17 protein-coding genes are annotated in these 18837 nt (G+C 65.3%); 8 read left to right on the top strand and 9 right to left on the bottom strand.

Going from position 1 to position 18837, the window contains the following annotated elements; all coding sequences use genetic code 11:
• Positions 1–61 precede the first annotated feature (61 nt).
• The gene (locus RhoFasB10_RS15695; RefSeq protein WP_254303540.1) at positions 62–1129 is read left to right on the top strand and encodes a GGDEF domain-containing protein; all 1068 of its coding nucleotides are present in this window, start codon (positions 62–64) and stop codon (positions 1127–1129) included.
• 9 nt (positions 1130–1138) lie between these two features.
• Here the strand turns inward: RhoFasB10_RS15695 and RhoFasB10_RS15690 are convergent, their stop codons facing one another.
• Both RhoFasB10_RS15690 and RhoFasB10_RS15685 read right to left on the bottom strand, forming a co-directional pair.
• Entirely contained in the window at positions 1139–1753 is a 615-nt protein-coding gene (locus tag RhoFasB10_RS15690) for a DUF4190 domain-containing protein (protein ID WP_157105352.1), read from the bottom strand.
• 108 nt (positions 1754–1861) lie between these two features.
• A complete protein-coding gene (locus RhoFasB10_RS15685; RefSeq protein ID WP_167677176.1) occupies positions 1862–2623 on the bottom strand; it encodes a pirin-like bicupin family protein in 762 nt (253 codons plus the stop codon).
• Positions 2624–2722: 99 nt separating this feature from the next.
• On the opposite strand from RhoFasB10_RS15685, the gene RhoFasB10_RS15680 reads away from it, so the two are divergent.
• Positions 2723–4096 carry a hypothetical protein gene (locus RhoFasB10_RS15680; protein ID WP_167677175.1) on the top strand — a complete coding sequence of 458 codons (1374 nt, stop codon included), beginning with the start codon at positions 2723–2725 and terminating at the stop codon, positions 4094–4096.
• A 16-nt stretch (positions 4097–4112) separates the two neighbouring features.
• Here the strand turns inward: RhoFasB10_RS15680 and RhoFasB10_RS15675 are convergent, their stop codons facing one another.
• Both RhoFasB10_RS15675 and RhoFasB10_RS15670 read right to left on the bottom strand, forming a co-directional pair.
• Complete coding sequence (locus RhoFasB10_RS15675; protein ID WP_068427258.1) at positions 4113–5072, bottom strand: pirin family protein; 960 nt, start codon at positions 5070–5072, stop codon at positions 4113–4115.
• Positions 5073–5221: 149 nt separating this feature from the next.
• Positions 5222–6070, bottom strand: coding sequence for a mycofactocin-coupled SDR family oxidoreductase (locus RhoFasB10_RS15670; RefSeq protein WP_068427257.1), 849 nt, complete (start codon positions 6068–6070; stop codon positions 5222–5224).
• A gap of 109 nt (positions 6071–6179) precedes the next feature.
• On the opposite strand from RhoFasB10_RS15670, the gene RhoFasB10_RS15665 reads away from it, so the two are divergent.
• The 5 genes from RhoFasB10_RS15665 to RhoFasB10_RS15645 all read left to right on the top strand — a co-directional run bounded on the left by RhoFasB10_RS15665 (position 6180) and on the right by RhoFasB10_RS15645 (position 11842).
• Positions 6180–6344, top strand: a complete 165-nt coding sequence (locus RhoFasB10_RS15665; protein WP_165839676.1) for a hypothetical protein — start codon at positions 6180–6182, stop codon at positions 6342–6344.
• 86 nt (positions 6345–6430) lie between these two features.
• On the top strand, positions 6431–6859 hold the full coding sequence (locus RhoFasB10_RS15660) for a GtrA family protein (protein ID WP_167674308.1): 429 nt from the start codon (positions 6431–6433) through the stop codon (positions 6857–6859).
• A 60-nt stretch (positions 6860–6919) separates the two neighbouring features.
• Complete coding sequence (locus RhoFasB10_RS15655) at positions 6920–9133, top strand: DUF2254 domain-containing protein (RefSeq protein WP_167677173.1); 2214 nt, start codon at positions 6920–6922, stop codon at positions 9131–9133.
• A gap of 120 nt (positions 9134–9253) precedes the next feature.
• Positions 9254–10210, top strand: coding sequence for an acyl-ACP desaturase (locus RhoFasB10_RS15650; protein ID WP_167677221.1), 957 nt, complete (start codon positions 9254–9256; stop codon positions 10208–10210).
• A 78-nt stretch (positions 10211–10288) separates the two neighbouring features.
• The gene (locus RhoFasB10_RS15645; RefSeq protein ID WP_068427254.1) at positions 10289–11842 is read left to right on the top strand and encodes an acyl-CoA carboxylase subunit beta; all 1554 of its coding nucleotides are present in this window, start codon (positions 10289–10291) and stop codon (positions 11840–11842) included.
• A 36-nt stretch (positions 11843–11878) separates the two neighbouring features.
• On the opposite strand, the gene RhoFasB10_RS15640 is transcribed toward RhoFasB10_RS15645, so the two are convergent.
• The 4 genes from RhoFasB10_RS15640 to RhoFasB10_RS15625 are packed head-to-tail and all read right to left on the bottom strand — an operon-like array spanning position 11879 to position 16567.
• Positions 11879–12556 carry a response regulator gene (locus RhoFasB10_RS15640; RefSeq protein ID WP_302050735.1) on the bottom strand — a complete coding sequence of 226 codons (678 nt, stop codon included), beginning with the start codon at positions 12554–12556 and terminating at the stop codon, positions 11879–11881.
• Positions 12549–14156, bottom strand: coding sequence for an ATP-binding protein (locus tag RhoFasB10_RS15635; RefSeq protein WP_068427342.1), 1608 nt, complete (start codon positions 14154–14156; stop codon positions 12549–12551). The genes RhoFasB10_RS15640 and RhoFasB10_RS15635 overlap by 8 nt, the downstream gene beginning before the upstream one ends.
• Positions 14157–14176: 20 nt before the next feature.
• Entirely contained in the window at positions 14177–15562 is a 1386-nt protein-coding gene (locus RhoFasB10_RS15630; RefSeq protein ID WP_068427252.1) for a gluconate:H+ symporter, read from the bottom strand.
• A 24-nt stretch (positions 15563–15586) separates the two neighbouring features.
• Positions 15587–16567 carry a tripartite tricarboxylate transporter substrate binding protein gene (locus tag RhoFasB10_RS15625; RefSeq protein ID WP_240931143.1) on the bottom strand — a complete coding sequence of 327 codons (981 nt, stop codon included), beginning with the start codon at positions 16565–16567 and terminating at the stop codon, positions 15587–15589.
• A 121-nt stretch (positions 16568–16688) separates the two neighbouring features.
• Between RhoFasB10_RS15625 and RhoFasB10_RS15620 the strand changes: the two genes are divergently transcribed.
• Entirely contained in the window at positions 16689–17393 is a 705-nt protein-coding gene (locus tag RhoFasB10_RS15620) for a M50 family metallopeptidase (protein ID WP_068427248.1), read from the top strand.
• Here the strand turns inward: RhoFasB10_RS15620 and RhoFasB10_RS15615 are convergent.
• A complete protein-coding gene (locus tag RhoFasB10_RS15615) occupies positions 17338–18801 on the bottom strand; it encodes an NAD(P)/FAD-dependent oxidoreductase (RefSeq protein WP_167677171.1) in 1464 nt (487 codons plus the stop codon). The genes RhoFasB10_RS15620 and RhoFasB10_RS15615 overlap by 56 nt on opposite strands.
• Between the last annotated feature and the right edge of the window lie 36 nt (positions 18802–18837).

Genomic DNA, 18837 nt, shown 5'->3' with positions numbered 1-18837 from the left:
GTAGAGTGCCGAAAGCGACCAGGTGGTTTGGTCGGCGAAACAACGGCGTGGAGGCGCTCGAGTGACGTTTCTGCGCAGGTGGTGGGGGCAGTCGTACAGCTACGACTGGATGAGCCGATATTTCGAGTCGCACGGCGCGCTCAGTGCGTTCCGCGTCGTGGTGGGCGTGTGTTGCTTCTGCTACGGACTTGCCGCGATCACGACGTACCTGACCGCGAAGCCGCCGACGACGTGGATCGCGGACGTGTTCATCCTGGCCGGGACTGTGTCGTCGTTCGTCGTCGGAGCACTGTGGCTGCGTGGGCCGTGGCCGTCCGAGCGCGTCAGCCTGCTGTTCGTTCTGTACGCCGACGTCGGGACCACCCTGGCGCTGTTGTCCTACGGGTCGATCCAGATGTCGTTCCCCGGGTGCTCGTTGCTGGCGGCGACGGGCGTCTACGTGCAGGTGTTCCACAGCCCGAAGGTGCTGCTCGCCCATCTGGCCTGGTCGGGCGCCACGGTGACGACGATGTTCCTGCTGATTCTTCGCACGCCGACGTTCGATCACGGACTGGCCGTCTCGCAACTGGTCGTGTTGTTGCCGGTCATGTTCTCGACGCCGGTCTTCCTGCAGTCGATTTTGCTCAGTCTGCGTCTCGACGCGAACGGGGCGTTGATCGATCCACTGACCGGCCTTCGGAACAGGCGCGGCCTCGACGAAGATCTGCCGCACTTCCTGGGAGAGGAGTCGGAGGTCGCCGTCATGGTCATCGACGTCGACCGCTTCAAATCCATCAACGATCGGTTCGGGCACGAGGGCGGTGATCTGGCACTCCAGCTGATCGCGCGACGGCTCCTCGTCGACGACGTTCTCGTCGCTCGTACCGGCGGTGAAGAGTTCGCGCTCGTCGTACGGGTGTGCGCCGATCAGGCCGTCTCGGTGGCCGAATGGCTTCGATCGCGGTTGTATTCGCCGTACGACGTGTCGCCGCTGACCGTCAGCATCGGCGTCGCACATGCATCCAGCATCGAAGGCGACAGCGTGACGGCGGTGACCCGGCTGCTCCGTCGCGCCGACGTCGCCATGTACGAAGCGAAGCACCGCGGTGGCAACCAGGTGGTCGTCGCCGCGGTACGGAGTCAGGATTGACGCGTCCGGTCAGGTCGGCGGGATCGTGAAGTCGAAACGGTTCTCGAGGTCGCGCTGGAACTGATCGCGACACTGTTCCTGTGCACGCTGATTGTTGCCTGCCTTGCTGATGCAGTCGGCGAAGTCGTCACCTCCGGAACTGCGGAAGATCCCGATTCCGACGACGACGAGCACGATCGACAGAACGACCGCGATGATGCCGAGGACGATCGCGATCAGCGACATCGTGCCGTTCGTCGCAGTGCCCTTCTTGTACCTCGACCTGCCGACGAACCCGAGAACGACTGCCAGCAAGCCCAGGATGATGCCGCCGACGATGGTCCAGCTGGTCACGAACGCGAGAATCGCGACCACGATCGCGACGATCCCGACGACGTTCTGCGGGCCCGGCCGGTGCTCGGGCGGATAGTTGCCGGCCGGCGGATAACCACCGGGCGGCGGATAACCACCCTGCGGGTAACCGCCCTGGGGATAACCGGCCTGTGGCTGGCCACCGCCCTGTGGATATCCGGCGGGTGGTGTGTTTCCCTGCTGATATCGGCCCGGACGTGGTGACTCGCCGGGCGGTGGTTCTGACGGCGGTGGTTCTGACGGCGGGGGTCCTGGCGGCGGCTGATCCGACATGGCGACTACCTCCGATGCGTGCGGGGTCAGTCCTGCGAAGTGTAGGCCTGCACGCGGCGGTGTTCTGCGCTTATGACGACACCGTGATCATCTTTTCACCTGCTGCGCTCACCCTCCGAGACGCGAATGCATCTCCCAGACCAGGACCTCCGCGGGCTCGGACGACTGAATGCGTTGTCCGCCAGAAGAACTCAGTCGAACGGCGTCCCCCTCGTGCAGTTCGCCCACGCCTTCCATCTGCACCGTGCCCGACGCGACGAACACGTGCAGGAACGGCGCCTCGGGAATGGTCACGGGTCGACCCGGTTGCAATCGCGCTGCGTGCAGCGCTGCAGCCGATTGCGAGATCGAAATCGCCGATTGCCCCGCATGTTTCTTCATGCCCGACGCCACGGGAACCAGTCCGCCGCGCAGCAGCTCGTCGTCGATCTCGAGTTGTTCGTAGCCCGGGTCGATTCCCGGGCTGTCGGGCACGACCCACATCTGGACGAAACGGACGGGCTCGTCGTGTGTTTCGCCCCCGATGCGCCACGAATCGTTCTTCTCCGAATGCATGATTCCTCGACCCGCACTCATGCGCTGCGCGAGCCCGGGATAGATCACGCCGGAGTGACCGATCGAATCCTGGTGTACCAGCGAGCCCTTCATGACCCACGTCACGATTTCCATGTCACGGTGCGGGTGTGTCTCGAAACCCTGCCCGGGAGAGACGATGTCGTCGTTGTTGACGAGAAGCAGACCGTGATGTGTGTTGTCCGGGTCGTAATGCTGGCCGAACGAGAACGAATGCTTCGAGTCGAGCCACGCCACACGGGTTTTCGGACGATCGCCCGCCCGATGGACATCGATGTGCGGAATTGGAGGGGGCATGGGACCACTGTACGAGTCACCTCATCCACACACAGCGCGGTCCGCATAACTTTCCCGCGACAGGTGTGTCTCCGGATCGTTCCGGGTAGAAACGTCCCCATGACCGACAGAGCGCACGTCAGTACCGACTCTCTCGAAGATGCCCTGCTGCCGTGGCTTCCGCAGCAACGATGGTTCGCGGCCAAGGGGTCGCCCATCGCGTCGCTGCGTGTCGCATCGCGCGTCGACGTCGGCTCGCGATCCGACGTGCAGGTCGAGCACCTGCTCGTCGACGTCGAACTGGGTGACGGCACGGTACAGCGGTATCAGGTTCCGCTGGGATTTCGCGACGCCGCGGTCGACGATCTGGCGGCATGGCGGCTGCCGATCCAGGATGGTCCGTTCGTCTACGACGGCCTTCGAGATCCCACGGTGATCGCCCTGTATTCCGACGCGATCGCCGCGGCCGATTCGATCGGGCCCCTCGACTTCCGGCTCGTCGCCGGGGCCGCCGTCGACGCCGGGATGTCGGGTCGCGTACTCGGTGCCGAGCAGTCGAACACGTCGGTGATTCTCGGTGAAGTGCTGCTGCTCAAGCTGTTTCGGCAGGTCGCGTCGGGCATCAATCCGGACATCGAACTGCATCGTGTCCTCGCCGAGACCGACTGCACGTACGTGGCGCCGCTGCGGGCATGGATCGAAACCGAATCCGACGGCGAACTGTCGATGCTCGGCATGGCACAGGACTTCGCCTCGGATTCCGCCGAAGGATGGACGACGGCGCTCACCAGCGTGCGTGACCTGCTGGCCTCCGATCGGTCGCCGGAGGACATGGATTCGGACTTCGCGCCCGAAGCGCGTGGTCTCGGTGCGGCGGTCGCGCACGTCCACGCGGATCTGGCCCGCGGACTCGGAACCGACGAGCGCGACGCGTCGTCGACGGTCGCCGAAATCCTCGGACGCGTCGAAGGTGCTGTGGCCGTCGTTCCCGAACTCGCCGAGCACCTCCCCTCGGCACGCGATCTGGTCGCCAGGGCCGAGGCGGGCGGAACCGCGACGGTGCAACGCATCCACGGTGACCTGCACCTGGGCCAGGTGCTGCGGACGCCGTCGACGTGGCTGTTGATCGACTTCGAGGGTGAGCCGGCGAAGTCCCTCGAGGAACGACGTCGGATGGACAGTCCGCTGCGTGACGTCGCGGGCATGCTCCGCTCGTTCGACTACGCCGCGCACCATCTACTCCTCGGCGACGCCGACGTGACCGACGAGACGTATGCACGCGCTTCGGCCTGGGCTGCCCGCAATTCGTCGGCATTCTGCGACGGCTATGCCGAGGTCGCGGGCTACGATCCGCGTGATCACGCGGCGCTGCTCGGCGCCTACGAACTCGACAAGGCCGTCTACGAAGCGGTGTACGAGGCGCGCAATCGACCGACCTGGTTGGATCTGCCGATGCGCGCCGTCGGGCGGCTGGCGCCACCCGTGCGCGGATAGTTGGAATCTGCTCCGACTATGTGCGCACGGGCGCCGTAGGCGCACCGAAGCGGCCGGACTGGTAGTCCTCGAACGCCTCGATCACCTCGGCCTTGGTGTTCATGACGAACGGGCCTGCCATGGCGACGGGCTCGCGGATCGGCTTGCCGCCGAGCACGAAGACCTCCAACGACTCGCTGCGCGAATCCTGGGTGTCCGACGCCGCGAACTCGATGGAGTCTCCGCGGCCGAACAGTGCCGTCTGACCCATGCGAATCGGACGCCGTTCGGACCCGACGGTGCCGTCGCCCGCGAGGACGTAGACGAGGGCGTTGAAGTCGCGGTTCCACGGCAGCGAGACCTTCGCGCCCGGCGCGACAGTGGCGTGAGCGAGCGCGATGGGGGTGTACGTCGAGCCGGGTCCCTCGTGGCCTGCGACCTCGCCTGCGATCACACGGATCAGAGCGCCGCCGTCGTCGCTGGAGAGCAGGGCGACCTTGTTGCCGGTGATGTCCTGGTAGCGGGGTGCGGCGAGCTTGTTGTCGCGAGGCAGGTTCACCCACAGCTGCACACCGTGGAACAGCCCGCCGGACATCACGAGGTGCTCCGGCGGAGCCTCGATGTGCAGGATTCCGGCACCTGCCGTCATCCACTGTGTGTCGCCGCCGCCGATGAGGCCACCGCCACCGTGCGAGTCCTGGTGCTCCATGATCCCGTCGATCATGTACGTGACGGTCTCGAATCCGCGGTGCGGGTGCCACGGGGTGCCCTTCGGCTCTCCCGGTGCATAGTTGACCTCGCCCATCTGGTCCATGTGGATGAACGGGTCGAGTGCGGGAAGGTCGATGCCCGCGAACGCGCGGCGAACCGGGAATCCCTCGCCCTCGTATCCGGTCGGTGCCGTGGTGACGGACTTGACCGGCCGCGGTGTCGCGGTGGCGTCGGGAAGCGGGATTCGGGGCAGGGCAAGAATGTTGTCGACTGTCACGGCAGGCATCGTGGACTCCTCTTGTCGGTAGACCGCGCCATTGGTTGACGCTTCAACTACGCTCGGTGAAACAGCCTATCCGGCTCGATATTCCCTCGACGCGATGGTCTGACGCGCACTGGTCGATCGCACGGACTCGCCGGCGAGGTTCACCCAGGTCAGCGAGTCAGGGTGCCCAGGTCCACGGGAAGCTGAATGCCCGTCACGTGCCGGGCCTCGTCGGAGGCCAGCCATGCGACGGCGGCGGCGATGTCCTCGGGTTGGCTGATCGGATCGGGGAGGGAGCCCATGAAGATCGGGCCGAGCGCCGCGCCGTGTTCGCCGAGCAGTTCCATCATGTCGGCGGGCTGCATCCCGGTCTCGACGCCGTGCGGGTGGACCGTGTTGACGCGGATGCCGTACTGACCGAGCTCGTTCGCCATGGACCGGCACAGCCCGACGATGCCGTGCTTCGACGCGGCATAGTGTGCCAGGAACGGCAGACCGCGCAGCCCGGCGACCGAACTCGTCAACACGATCGCCCCGCCGGTTCCCTGTTCGAGCAGGATCGGAATCGCAGCCTTCGCGGTGTGGAAGGTGCCGGTCAGATTGACGTCGAGAGTTTCCTTCCACTGCTCGGGCGAGATCTTCCACGACATCGCCGCCGAGCAGATACCTGCGTTGGCGACGACGACGTCGAGCCGACCGAGTCGATCGACGCCGTCCGCCAGTGCTGCGGACAGGGCGTCGAAGTCACGAACATCGGTCTCCGACGCGACGATGCGACGACCGAGCCTCTCGACGGCGTCGACCGTCTCCGCCAGATCGGCGGATGTCGCACCGTCGTACGACGTCGACGCGAACTCGCTGCACGCATCGACCGCGATGATGTCCGCGCCCTCCGACGCCAGTCGCACGGCTTCGGCGCGTCCCTGGCCACGGGCGGCGCCCGTGATGAATGCAACCTTGCTTTGGAACCGCTTGCCGTCGTACTGCTTGCCCTCGAATGTCTCGATTCGACCAGTCATGTCCGGACGCTACAACGGCGAGTGTCCGCCGGATGTCCGATTCGGGGTGGATTCGATCGAAGTTCGGCAGCCCAGTACGGTAAGGGGCGACACCGGGAGGTAAGTAGTAATGGAAAGTATCGGCGCGTTCATCGGAATGGTCGTTGTTGTACTCACGATCGTGCTCGTCGTCTTCGGATGCACGATGCTGTTCATTGCATCGGTGAAGCCGGACATCATGAACTTCGACCTGACGCGCCGCTCGCGCAAGAAGCTCGAGAAGGACCGCTCCTGAGCAGTCTCCTCTGGAGACTTAGGTCATAGCCGGGACCGATCCGGCCGCCCGTGCGGTTGTATGTTTCCGTGGCAGATACCGCAGACGTGCAGATCGATGCATGCGGTCCGAGATTGAAGGCGCGGCTGCGAGGTGAGACCGCCCTCGCTCAGTTCGCGCGCTTCGTCTTCGTGGGTGCGTCGAGCAACGTTCTGTACGCAGTCGTGTTCGTCGTCCTTGCTGCTCTCGGATCGTTCGTCGCGAACATCGCAGGAATCGCGGCCAGCACGGTACTCGCGAACGAGCTTCACCGCCGCCACACATTCCACGCCGCCGAGCGCGTCGGGTGGTTCCAGGCGCAGTGGGAAGCGGGTGGCCTCGCCCTCGTCGGTCTCGCTCTCGGAACCGTGGCACTGGCCGCGGTGCACGTTCTCTTTCCCGGCGCATCCGCCGTCGCGCAGATTCTCGTCGTCATCGCGGTCAGCGCCGCCACCGGCGCGCTGCGATTCCTCGCGTTACGCGGTTGGGTGTTCTGACGCACGTCACGGTGCCCCGGCGATAGGCTGACCACGCTCGCCGTAGCGAGGAGGCCTGTGATGGGGAGATGGTTCACCGAAGCGGTCGTGGACACCGGACGTCTTCCGCTGTTCTTCCTGCTCGTGTCGTTTCTGCTCGCCTTTCTGTTCATCCGGTTCAGCGTCCGCATGATCCGCGCCGAAGTCTCGTGGTGGCCGGGCAACGTCACGCCCGGTGGCATGCACATCCACCACGTCATGTTCGGCCTCGTCATGGTCCTCGTGTCGGGGTTCGCGCTCGTCGCTCTCTCCAGTTACGAGACCCCGGTCGCCAACTGCATCCTGGCCGGCGTCTTCGGCGTCGGCAGCGCGTTGATGCTCGACGAGTTCGCACTGATTCTGCATCTGCGCGACGTCTACTGGGCCGAGGAAGGACGGTCGTCGATCGACGCCGTCTTCGTCGCGATCGCGATCTCCGCGCTGTTCCTGCTCGGCGTGCACCCCATCGGTTTCGCCGGCGACTTCGAGGCCTATCAGCAGAACAGGTCGCTGCTGACGCTCGTCGCCGTGCTGGTCGTGATCTTCGGGCAACTGGTGCTCGCTGCGATCACGGTGCTGAAGGGGAAACTCTGGACCGGCCTGGTCGGGTTGTTCTTCGTACCGCTGCTCGTCGTCGGCGCGATCCGACTCGCCCGTCCGTCGTCTCCGTGGGCTCGGTGGCGATACACCGACAAACCGGAGAAGCAGACGCGAGCCTGGGTGCGCGAGAAGCGTTTCCGCGAACCCGTAGTCCGCGCGAAGATCGTCGCGCAGGAAGCGTTGTCCGGACGCTTCGGTGTTCCGATCGAGGTACCCGAACCGGCGGAACCGCAGGTGGCGATGCCGTCGCGTACATTGCCGAATCGGCTGGTGGCGGGGATTCGCTGGACCCGAACGCGCCGACGCCTCAGGCGAACTCCGGTGTGGCGGTTGCCCGCGATTCTGGTGACGCTGTCGATCGTGCTCGCGTTCGTGTTCGTCGCGCTCGACGACGAATTCGGCTCCACCGACGGCGCTGTCACCACCTCGAGCGAACTCGACATCGGCGCCACGGCGACGCTGCTCAGCGTCATCGCGGGCGGCATGATCACGCTGACCGGTCTGGTGTTCACCGCGATCACCCTCGCGATGCAGTTCGGGGCGTCGCAGATCTCGGTGCGCGTCGTGCCGCTGCTGCAGCAGCAGTCCGTGATGCGGTGGTCCATCGGGATGTTCCTGTCCACGTTCGTCTTCTCGGTCATCATCGCGTCGGATCTCGCGCTGTCCGGAGAGTGGACGGCGCCGGTCGTCTCGACGTCCGTCGCGATCCTGCTGTCGTTCGTCAGCGCATTCCTGTTCATCGCACTCGTGGCGCGCGTCGGCGTCGTGCTCGACTCGGCACGGTTGTTGAGATGGATTGCTGCGCAGGGTCGTTCGTCGATAATCCGGATGTACCCGTCGAGTTCGCCGGTGTCGCGCGGCGCCCTCGCCGCATTCGTGCTTCCGCCGGACGAGCCGACGGGCACGACGACGGTGCGCTTGAAGCAACTGTCGCCGGACGGCCGAATCCTCCTCGCGGTGAACTTCGTTTGCATCGAACGGCTCGCGCAGAAGTGGGGCGTGTCCATCGAGTTGATGCCGACGATCGGCGAGTTCGTCGCGCAGGACGCAGTGCTGTTCGAGATCGAAGGACCGCAGCTACGGGTCAGGGCGCATCAGCTGATGGCGTGTCTCGTGTTCGGGGACACGCACAGTCCGACGGTCAGTCCAGCCGCTGCCCTGCAGGCGATCGTCGACATCGCCCTGAAAGCGCTGTCGCCCGCGATCAACGACCCCGGCCGCGCCGTGCAAGCGATCGATCATCTCGAGGATCTCTTGATGACGATCGCACCCCGCGTCCGCACCGACACCGACGACTCGACGCCTACACGCATCCGCGGGACGCGTCGCACCTGGGACGATTACGTCACCATCGCCACCGACGAGATCCGACACTTCAGCACCAACTCCACGCAGGTTCAGCGTCGATTGCGGTCCCTCTTCGTCACCTTGCTCGCGTCGTGCCCGCCGGATCAGCACCCGCCTCTGCTCGCACGCATGGACGCCCTCGACGCACAGGCCGCGCGTGAGTGGAAGGGCGATCTCGATCTGCGACTTGCCAGTGTCGCGGACCCGCAGGGTCTCGGTTCCGAGCGCGGGTCGTCGGGAAGAGTTCTGCCGCTCGTCGTCGGGACCAGGCAGCGCGGCGAGGAGAACGGATCGCGAGACGATCTGTGAGCACGCCCAAGCAGGCCCCGCGCGGGCTTCCGACTTCTAACAGACTTCCTCGCAGTCCGCGCTCGGCGTCGTCGAACGCACCTACGCTCTCGTAGGTAATCGATTCGAGGAGGCATGTCCATGGTCAGGGAACTGACACAACTGGAGTTGCTGCGTGAGCTGGTCCCCGCCGCCGAGGACAACGTGAACCGCCACTTGTCCATGGCCAAGGAATGGCATCCGCACGACTACGTACCGTGGGACGCGGGCCGTAACTTCGCCGAACTGGGTGGTGTGGACTACGACCCGGAGCAGAGCAAGCTCTCCGAGGTCGCCAAAGCTGCGATGATCACCAACCTGCTCACCGAAGACAACCTGCCGTCCTACCACCGCGAGATCGCCGAGAACTTCTCCCAGGACGGCGCCTGGGGCACCTGGGTCGGACGGTGGACCGCCGAGGAGAACCGGCACGGCATCGTCATGCGCGACTACCTCGTCGTCACCCGCGGCGTCGATCCCGTCGCGCTCGAGCAAGCCCGCATGATCCACATGACCAACGGTTTCGCATCCCCCGCCGGATCGCAGACCGGACTGCTGCATTCGGTGGCGTACGTGACGTTCCAGGAGCTCGCGACGCGCGTCTCGCATCGCAACACCGGCAAGGTGTGCGACGACCCGATCGCCGACCGCATGCTCCAGCGCATCGCCGCCGACGAGAACCTGCACATGATGTTCTACCGCAACATCAGCGCCGCAGCCCTCGACATCGCACCCGACCAGACGTTCGACGCGGTGTGCAATATCGTCATGAACTTCCAGATGCCCGGCGCCGGAATGCCGAACTTCCGCCGCAACGGTGTCCTGATGGCAAAGCACGGCATCTACGACCTGCGTCAGCACCTCGAAGAGGTCGTCTGGCCGGTCCTGCGCAAGTGGAAGATCTTCGAGCGCGAGGACTTCACCGGCCGCGGCGAGACCCGTCGGGAAGAACTCGCCGCGTTCCTCGAAGACCTGGAGAGGCAGGCCACCAAGTTCGAGGAGATGCGCGACCGTTCGCTCGCCCGCGACGCCGCGAAGGCGGAGCGACAAGCGTCCTGAATCACGCGAAGGAGGGGCCGCTCCGCCAGTCGGGGCGGCCCCCTCGTGTACCGACTGCGACCGACTGCGACGAAAGATGTGTTCGTGACGACTGCGGAAAAGATCGAGGCTCTACGGGAACGTTCGGCTCGCGCGCGCGAGCCCGGAAGCGAACGCGCGCGCGCCAAGCGCGCAGCCGCCGGGTTGCCGACTCCGCGTGATCGGATCGATGCGTTGCTCGACCCGGGTAGCTTCGTCGAATACGGCGCGTTGATGCGGGCGCCGGGCGGTGCGGACAATCCGTACGGCGACGGTGTGGTGACCGGGCGGGGAACGGTCGACGGCAGGCCCGTGGTGGTGTACTCGCACGACAACACCGTGTTCGGTGGCTCTCTCGGAGAGATGTTCGGCCGCAAGGTCGTTGCCATGATGGAGCTCGCCGCGAAGACCGCATGCCCCATCGTCGGCATCAACGATTCCGGCGGTGCCCGCATTCAGGACGCGGTGACGTCGCTGGCGTTCTACTCCGAAATCGGTAGGCGCCAGAGATTGTTGTCCGGTCTGGTTCCGCAGATTTCCATCATGCTGGGAAAGTGTGCGGGCGGAGCGGCCTACTCGCCGGCATGTACGGACTTCATCGTTGCGGTGCAGGACCAGGCGTACATGTTCGTCACGGGGCCCGACGTGCTGAAAGCGGTGACCGGCGAGACGATTTCGGCCGAGGATCTCGGCGGCGCGACGAAACAGGCGAGCTATGGCACCGTGCATCACGTCGCCGACTCCGAGGCCGACGCATTCACCTGGGTCAAGACCCTTCTCGGCTACCTGCCGAGTAGCTGCCACGAATCGGCTCCCCTGGTCAACCCGGGTTTGGAACCTCACCTGACCGACACCGATCTGGGTCTCGACTCGTTTCTTCCCGACTCGGACAACACCGCCTACGACATGCACGACATCATCACCAAGGTGTTCGACGACGGCGAGTTCCACGAAATCGGAAGTATGTACGCTCCCAACGTCATCACGGCGTTCACGAGGGCGGACGGCCGGACCGTCGGGGTGGTGGCCAATCAGCCGACGCATCTCAGCGGGGCACTCGACATCGCGAGTTCCGAGAAGGCGGCGCGGTTCATCTACATCTGCGACGCGTTCGCGATCCCGGTCGTCTTCCTCGTCGACATCCCGGGCTATCTGCCGGGACTAGAGCAGGAACGAGCCGGGGTCATCTATCGCGGCGCGAAACTCCTTGCGGCAGTGATCGAATCGACTGTTCCGAAGGTGACCGTCGTGATTCGCAAAGCATACGGCGGCGGGTATGCCGTCATGGGGTCCAAGAACCTCGGTGCCGACCTGAATTTCGCGTGGCCGACGGCTCGAATCGCGGTGATGGGCGCCGAGGGTGCCGTCGGGCTGCTGAAGCGACGGGAGATCGAGGCGGCAGGCGAGGACGGGCCGAAGGTGCGGCAGAAGTTCATCGACTTCTACAACGAGTTCGTGGCCACCCCGTACACCGCTGCGGAACGTGGATACATCGACGCGGTGATCGAGCCGTCGGCGACGCGGCTCGAGATTCGGAAAGCGCTGAAGTTGTTGGCGGACAAGACTCCTGAGCCGCTACCTCCGCGTCGCCGGTCGCTGCTGCGTCCGGTGTGACAGGAACCCGTGTGACGCATACGCCCGGCCGCCGGTTCAGCGTGTCGCGCGGTAGCGATGAACCGGTCGTCCGGCTCGGCCGTATTCGAGCCGGACGCTGAGCACCCCTGTCGACGCATAGTGTTCGAGGTATCGCCTGGCGCTGACGCGTGAAAGTCCGGCCAGCTCGGCGCATTCGCCTGCCGAGACTTCACCGCCTTCGTCGACCGCCGCCAGGACGAGTTGCCCGGTACCTGCACTGAGCCCCTTGGGGAGCGAGGCGGGTGCGGTTGCGGGGGCACCGAACAGCGAGTCGATGACGGACTGGTCCACCCCACCGGGATCGGCCAGGGCCAGCGCACGACGTCGAAAGCCGCTCAGCTTGTCCGCCAGCTGCGGATACTCGAAGGGTTTGACCAGGTAGTCGGTGACTCCGCCGTGCAGGGCTCGGCTGACGGTGTCGAGCTCTCGTGCGGCGGTGATGACGATGACGGCGGTAGCGTTGCCTTCCCCGCGCAATTGCTGCAGGGCATCGAGCCCGGACCTGTCGGGAAGGTAGACGTCCAACAGCACGAGGTCGGGGGCGTGCTCGTGAACAGCGGCTACCGCGTCGGCGGCCGTGTGGGCGACACCGACGGTCTCGAAGCCGGCGGTGGAATCGACGAACCGTCGGTGAATCTCTGCGACCATGAAGTCGTCGTCGACGACCAGCACGCGGTACTTCCGGTCAGTCACGACGATCGACTCTATCGGGTGGCAGCGACGAGGTCGGGATTCTCACCGTGAACAGGGCGCCACCGGTCGAATCGGAATCGGCGACGCGCGCGGAACCCCCGTACTGCGAGCTGACGATTCGGACGAGTGCGAGCCCGATCCCGCGCCCACCGGGCGCATCGGGTTTGGTGGTCACCCCGCGGGAGAACACTTCGGTGCGCATCTCGGCCGGCACACCGGGCCCGGAATCGGCGACCTGTATTTCGATGTCCTCGGAATCGTCGATGCTGACGACGATGCGCGCGTCGTCGGTACCGGCGGAGGCGTCGACTGCGTTGTCGACGAGGTTGCCGAGCACGGTGATGACGTCGGTCGCCAGAATCGGATCCAGTGCGGCGAGATGCGAGCCTTCCTCGAGCTCCAACGCCACCCCGGCTTCGGCCGCCAGCGAGGTCTTGGCGATCAGCAGGGCCGCCACTGCGGGATCGGAGATGGCCTGTGTGACAGACGCATTGATCTCGGCACGCCGACGGGTCAACGCGCCGACGAAGTCCGTCACCGCGGCGTGGTCGCCGAGTTGGTTCAGCCCGGAGATCGTGTGCAGTTGGTTCGCGAACTCGTGCGTCTGCGCGCGAAGAGTGTCGGTCACGGATCGATGGGAGCTGAGTTGGCTTTGCATCCTTGCCAATTCGGTGCTGTCGCGCATGGTGGTGATCGTTCCGATCCGTCGTCCCTTGCTCGAGGCCGCTCGGCGACTGAGGACCAGAACTCTCGAGGCAGTGGTCAGCACCGAATCCCCACTCCCGTCGGGATTCTTCAGGTAGTCGCGAATCGTCGGTTCCAGGGCGAGATCGTCGACGGTGCGTCCGATTGCGTCGTCGATCCCGAGAAGTTCGGCGCCCGAGTCGTTCAACACCGTCACGACTCCGTCGGGATTCACGGCGATCACTCCCTCACCGATACTGTGCAGCAACGCTTCTCGATGGTCGGCGAGATGCGCGATCTCCTCGATCTCCAGTCCCCGGGTGTGGGTCTTGACGCGTCGGGACAGCAGAATGGACCCGACCAGGCCGAGGCAGGCGCCGATGCCGAGGTAGAGAAGAAGCGGTGGCCCGGCTGCGACGAGCAGTTCCCATGTCGACGGGTAGGCCGTGCTGACCGCCACGACACCTCGGACCTCGCCCGACGGCGACAGAACGGGAACGTGACCGCTGATGGACCTACGGCCGTCGACCACAGCATCCCCGCTCCAGGCTCGGCCCTCCGGCGCGAGACTGTCTCCGAGTTCCGCGGGCCTGCCCGTCCGATCGGGAATGGACGACGCGACGATCACGCCGGATGCGCCGACGACGTCGGCAATGCCTGCGCCCGACAGATCGACCGCGCGCCCGACCTCGGGGGCGAGTACGCGGTCGGCCTCGGGTGCATTCGACTGTGCCCGCACGACGGGCGTCGACGCCAGGTTCTCCGCGACGGCGATCATCCTGGCGCTCTGACCGGCGCGGAATTCCGAGCTCGATTGGTGAATCGAGACGCCTGCGACGGCGACGAGCACCACCGCGACCACCACCAGTTGCAGCAGAAGGACCTGGCTGGCCAGGCTGCGGGGGCGTCGTCTCATACCGTCGCCGAACCCTCGGGTCACACGGACGCGATCACGTACACGACGCCGGACAGAGCGAATCCGACGATCGAGATCAACGTCTTGATGACACTCCAGGTCTTGAAGGTCGTCGGGACGTCCATGCCGAGCAACTTACCGATGAGCCAGAAACTCGCGTCGTTGACATGCGGGAAGATCGACGAGCCGGCCGCGAGCGTCAGGATCATCGCGACGGTCTGCACCGGGTTCAACCCCGCAGCCATGATCGACGCGCCCAGCAGACCTGCCGACGTCGTAATCGCCACGGTGGCCGTTCCGAGCGCGATGCGCAGGATGGCAGCGATGATGAAGGTCGACACGATCAACGGGAGACCGAGGTCGCGCAATGTCTCGGCCAAGGCGTCGCCGATGCCACTTGCCAGCAGTACCGCACCGAACATGCCACCCGCGCCGGTGATCAGTACGACGGGTGCGATGGGCTTCAGCGCATTGTCGAGCAGATCCTCGACGTAGTCAGCTGTGCGGCCTCGGCGAAGCGCGAGTACGTACGTCGACACCAGAACGGTGATGAGGAGCGCGACGGGTGTGGATCCGATGACCTGGGGAACGGTGACCCAGGGAGACTCGGCGTCCAACGTCCCGGTGCGTGCTGCCGTCGTGACGGCCGTGTTGGCGAAAATCAACACCAGCGGAAGCATGAGCAACGCGATGATGGTGCTCGGCTTCGGTGGGTCCTCGACGGTCTCGACCCGCGGTCCCCCACTCAACAGGTCCGGTACCGGGAGGTCGATGCGTTTACCGATGAACGTGCCGTAGAGGTATCCCGCGATGTACCACGTGGGAACCGCCACGACGATACCGATGAGGATCGTCAGGCCGACGTCGCCGCCGAGCAGGACGGTCGATGCCACCGCGCCCGGATGCGGGGGAAGGAAGACGTGCATCGTGGACAACGCTGCCGCTGCGGGCAATACGTACAGCAGCACACTCCCACCCAGTCGACGCGCGACGCTGAAGATGATGGGGAGCATCACCATGAACGCTGCATCGAAGAAGATTGGGAAGCCGAACAGCAGTGACGCGACGCCGAGCGCGAACGGAGCACGTTTGTCGCCGAATCTGCGAATCAGGGCGTCGGACAGTGCTTGGGCGCCACCACTGATCTCCGCGAGACGCCCGAACATGGCTCCGAGTCCCACCAGCAGCGCCACCTCGCCGAGGGTGGCGCCGAAGCCGTCGATCAGTACGTCCTGGATCTCCGAGATGGGGATCCTTGTCGCGAAAGCTGTTGCTATCGAGACGATCACGAGTGCAAGGAGCGGGTGTACCTTGAACTTGATGATCATCACCAGCAGCACTGCGATCGCCACGAGTGCGATCGAGAGCAGGGCCGGTGTGGAGAGGGTCTGGACCCAGTCGTCCACGAGAAGTCCTTCCGTGATTCTTTTCTAACGAGGTATATGGAGATCTTCGAGCGTGCGTCGCATTCGAAGATCCTCTGCCGCAAGGAATTCGGAGAATTCCTCACCCGGCAGGAAGGAATCGGCCCAGCGATGCCGAGCCAGGGCGTCGTGCCATTCGTCGGACTCGCGCATCGTGCGCAGCACGTCGACGATGTCGTTTCTGGTCGCAGCGGAAATGTCTGGGGGAGCGACGAATCCGCGCCAGTTCGTGAACTCCAGATCGATTCCGGAGTCGCGGAGCGTCGGGGCATCCTCGGTCGGGTTCGACACCGCCAGTATCCGCAACGATCCCGCGTCGACCTGATCGATGTACTCACCTGCGCCCGCGATTCCCACGTCGACGCTGCCGTCGATGATCGCGGTGAGCAGGTCGCCCGCGCCGTCGAAGGTGACGATGTCGAGCGTGTTCGGATCGATCCCGATCGTCCGGGCGAGTTCGACTGCGAAGACGTGGTCCGGTCCACCGACGGCCGAACCCGCACCGACGGTGAAGGCACGGGGATTCGCACGCCAGGCTTCTGCGAGCGACGCTGCCGAACCGAGAGGGGAAGCCTCTCCGACCACGAGAGCCTCGGGCTCGTCGACGAGTCGCGCGAGTGCCGTGGCGTCGGACAGTTTCCACGGTGAGTTGTCCACCTGCGCGGCGCCGACGACGCCCACACCGACCATCGCGATCAAGTTCTCGTTGCCCGACTCGCGCATCAGCCGCGCGAGCGCGACCGATCCGCCACCGCCGACGACGTTGAACTTCTCGATCGACCCCGTGAGGTCACGGTTCTCGAGAATGCGAGACGCGGTCCGAGCGGTGACGTCGTAACCGCCGCCCGGTGTATTCGGGATGAGCATCCGTAGTCCGGAGAGGTCCGGTTCCGACGACAGCGTCGAGCAACCGACCGACAACGCCAGCGGGAGGGCCGCCAGGGTCGCCAGTGCGCGTCGTCGCGTCATCTGGTTCGGGGTGTTCATCGACGTTCATCTTGCCGACGGTCGTGACCGTCGTCACGTATACGAAACCATTGGACGTATTGGTCTTTGTGGTCGCTCGGCGCCGACCCTGGCGTGTTCCGGCGCTCACCTAGAGTGTGGTGTGCAGCAATTCTGGGACCGCATTTCCGCGGTGAGTCCTGACCCGCCCGCGTGGATCGTTCAGGTGGCCGCGGTGACGGCGCTACTGATAGTCCTGATTCCGCAGACCTGGCGGATCGCGCGCAACGTCGTGACGATTGCTCACGAGGGCGCGCATCTGTTCGTCGCGTTGATCACCGGCAGACAGTTGATGGGCCTTCGTCTGCATTCCGACACGTCCGGAGTTGCGATCTCGAAGGGAAAGCCGACCGGGCTCGGCGTCGTCGCCATGACGTTCGCCGGCTACGTCGGGCCGTCGTTGCTGGGGCTCGGCGCCGCTCTCGTACTGGGCACGCAGCATGCCGTGGCGGTGCTGTGGATCGGCGTGATCTCGATTGCGTTGATGCTGACCATGATTCGCAATTTCTATGGATTGCTGTCGTTGGTCACGGTCGGCGCGCTGCTGTTCGCCGTGTCCTGGTGGGGAACGGGCGAACAGCAGGTCGCGGCCGCGTACTTCATCACGTTCTTCCTGCTGATCGCGGGACCGAGGCCCGTCCTCGAGCTGCAGCGGTCGCGCAGCGCGGGACGGGCCAGGGATTCCGACGCGGATCAGTTGGCCCGGCTGACGTTCCTTCCCGGAATCGTCTGGGTGGGCCTGTTCCTGCTGGTTACCGTCGGCTCTCTTGCAGTGGGAGCGTGGCGAATTCTGGTTCCGGTGCAGTGACTTCGGGGGCGGCGACGGGGTCGTTGCCGGTGAAGTAGAACATCGCTCGCCGGGCGTCGACTTGTTGCTCGGTGATGGCGAGCTGGCCGCGGCCTTTGGAGAAGAATGCGGTGAGCCAGGAGATGACGGTGGTCAGGCGGCTGCGGAAGCCGACGATGTAGAGCAGGTGGACCAGCAGCCACATCACCCAGGCGATGAAGCCGGTGATCTTGATGGGTCCGACCTGCGCGACGGCGGAGAACCGCGACACCGTTGCCATCGAGCCCTTGTCGAAGTACTTGAACGGGGTGCGCTCGGGAACGTCCTTGCCTGCACGCACGGCTTCGACGCCGTCTTCGATGACCCGGGCTGCGTAGCGTCCGCCCTGGATGGCGACCTGGGCGACGCCGGGGAGCTTGTCCAGGCTCATCATGTCGCCGACGACGAACACCTCCGGGTGCCCGGGCAGGGTCAGGTCCTTGTTCACCAGGACACGGCCCGCGCGGTCGATCTCGGCGCCGGACTGCTCGGCGAGGGTCTTACCGAGGGGGCTGGCGGCGACACCGGCCGACCAGACCTTCGTCTTCGCCGAGATGCGTCGCACGGTGCCGTCGGAGTCCTTGACGGTGAGGCCGTGGGCGTCGAGGTCGGTGACCATGGCGCCGAGTTGGATGTCGACGCCCATCTTCTCGAGCCGCTTGGCCGCGGACTGGCCGAGGGAGTCGGCGAACGGCGGCAGGACTTTCGGGGCGGCGTCGAGGAGGATGACCTTCGCGCTGCGGGAGTCGATGTGGCGGAAGGTGCCGTCGAGAGTCTTGTTCGCGAGTTCGGCGATCTGTCCTGCCATTTCGACGCCGGTGGGGCCTGCGCCGACGACGACGAAGGTCAGGAGCTTCTCGATCTCGGCGGGATCGGTGGCGAGTTCGGCCTGGTCGAACGCGCCGATGATGCGGCCGCGGAGTTCGAGGGCGTCGTCGATGGTCTTCATGCCGGGGGCGTATTCGGCGAAGTGGTCGTTGCCGAAGTAGGACTGCCCTGCTCCTGCGGCGACGATGAGGCTGTCGTAGCTGGTCTCGGTGACGCGTTCGAGGAACTGGCTGGTGACGGTCTTGTTCTCGAGGTCGATTGCGTTGACCTCGCCGAGGATGACCGACGCGTTGTGCTGGTCCTTGAGGATCAGGCGGGTCGAGGGTGCGATCTCTCCTTCGGAGAGGATGCCGGTGGCCACCTGGTACAGCAGTGGCTGGAACAGGTGGTGGGTGGTCTTCGCGATCAGCGTGACGTCGACATTGGCCTTACGCAGTTGTTTCGCTGCGAACAGGCCGCCGAACCCGGAGCCGATGATGACGACGTGATGCCGGTGCACCCGCTGCGCGAGGGCTGGGGTGAGTTCTGGCGTGTTGGACACGGCTGCGTTGGAGGCAGACATGGATGTGTCCTTCCGAGTTCGGGACGGGCCGGTTCG

It is taken from the genome of Rhodococcus sp. B10 (assembly GCF_011770055.1).
GTDB lineage: Bacteria > Actinomycetota > Actinomycetes > Mycobacteriales > Mycobacteriaceae > Rhodococcoides > Rhodococcoides kyotonensis_B.
The sequence above is the reverse complement of the archived record's forward strand: the minus strand, read 5'-3'. Positions and strand labels throughout refer to the sequence as shown.

What these genes read in the sequence shown, in the direction of transcription:
- RhoFasB10_RS15690 (WP_157105352.1), bottom strand. Translation starts at nt 1,753, where the DNA reads ATGTCGGATCAGCCGCCGCCAGGACCCCCGCCGTCAGAACCACCGCCG.
- RhoFasB10_RS15685 (WP_167677176.1), bottom strand. Translation starts at nt 2,623, where the DNA reads ATGCCCCCTCCAATTCCGCACATCGATGTCCATCGGGCGGGCGATCGT.
- RhoFasB10_RS15680 (WP_167677175.1), top strand. Translation starts at nt 2,723, where the DNA reads ATGACCGACAGAGCGCACGTCAGTACCGACTCTCTCGAAGATGCCCTG.
- RhoFasB10_RS15675 (WP_068427258.1), bottom strand. Translation starts at nt 5,072, where the DNA reads ATGCCTGCCGTGACAGTCGACAACATTCTTGCCCTGCCCCGAATCCCG.
- RhoFasB10_RS15670 (WP_068427257.1), bottom strand. Translation starts at nt 6,070, where the DNA reads ATGACTGGTCGAATCGAGACATTCGAGGGCAAGCAGTACGACGGCAAG.
- RhoFasB10_RS15665 (WP_165839676.1), top strand. Translation starts at nt 6,180, where the DNA reads ATGGAAAGTATCGGCGCGTTCATCGGAATGGTCGTTGTTGTACTCACG.
- RhoFasB10_RS15655 (WP_167677173.1), top strand. Translation starts at nt 6,920, where the DNA reads ATGGGGAGATGGTTCACCGAAGCGGTCGTGGACACCGGACGTCTTCCG.
- RhoFasB10_RS15650 (WP_167677221.1), top strand. Translation starts at nt 9,254, where the DNA reads ATGGTCAGGGAACTGACACAACTGGAGTTGCTGCGTGAGCTGGTCCCC.
- RhoFasB10_RS15635 (WP_068427342.1), bottom strand. Translation starts at nt 14,156, where the DNA reads ATGAGACGACGCCCCCGCAGCCTGGCCAGCCAGGTCCTTCTGCTGCAA.
- RhoFasB10_RS15625 (WP_240931143.1), bottom strand. Translation starts at nt 16,567, where the DNA reads ATGAACACCCCGAACCAGATGACGCGACGACGCGCACTGGCGACCCTG.
- RhoFasB10_RS15615 (WP_167677171.1), bottom strand. Translation starts at nt 18,801, where the DNA reads ATGTCTGCCTCCAACGCAGCCGTGTCCAACACGCCAGAACTCACCCCA.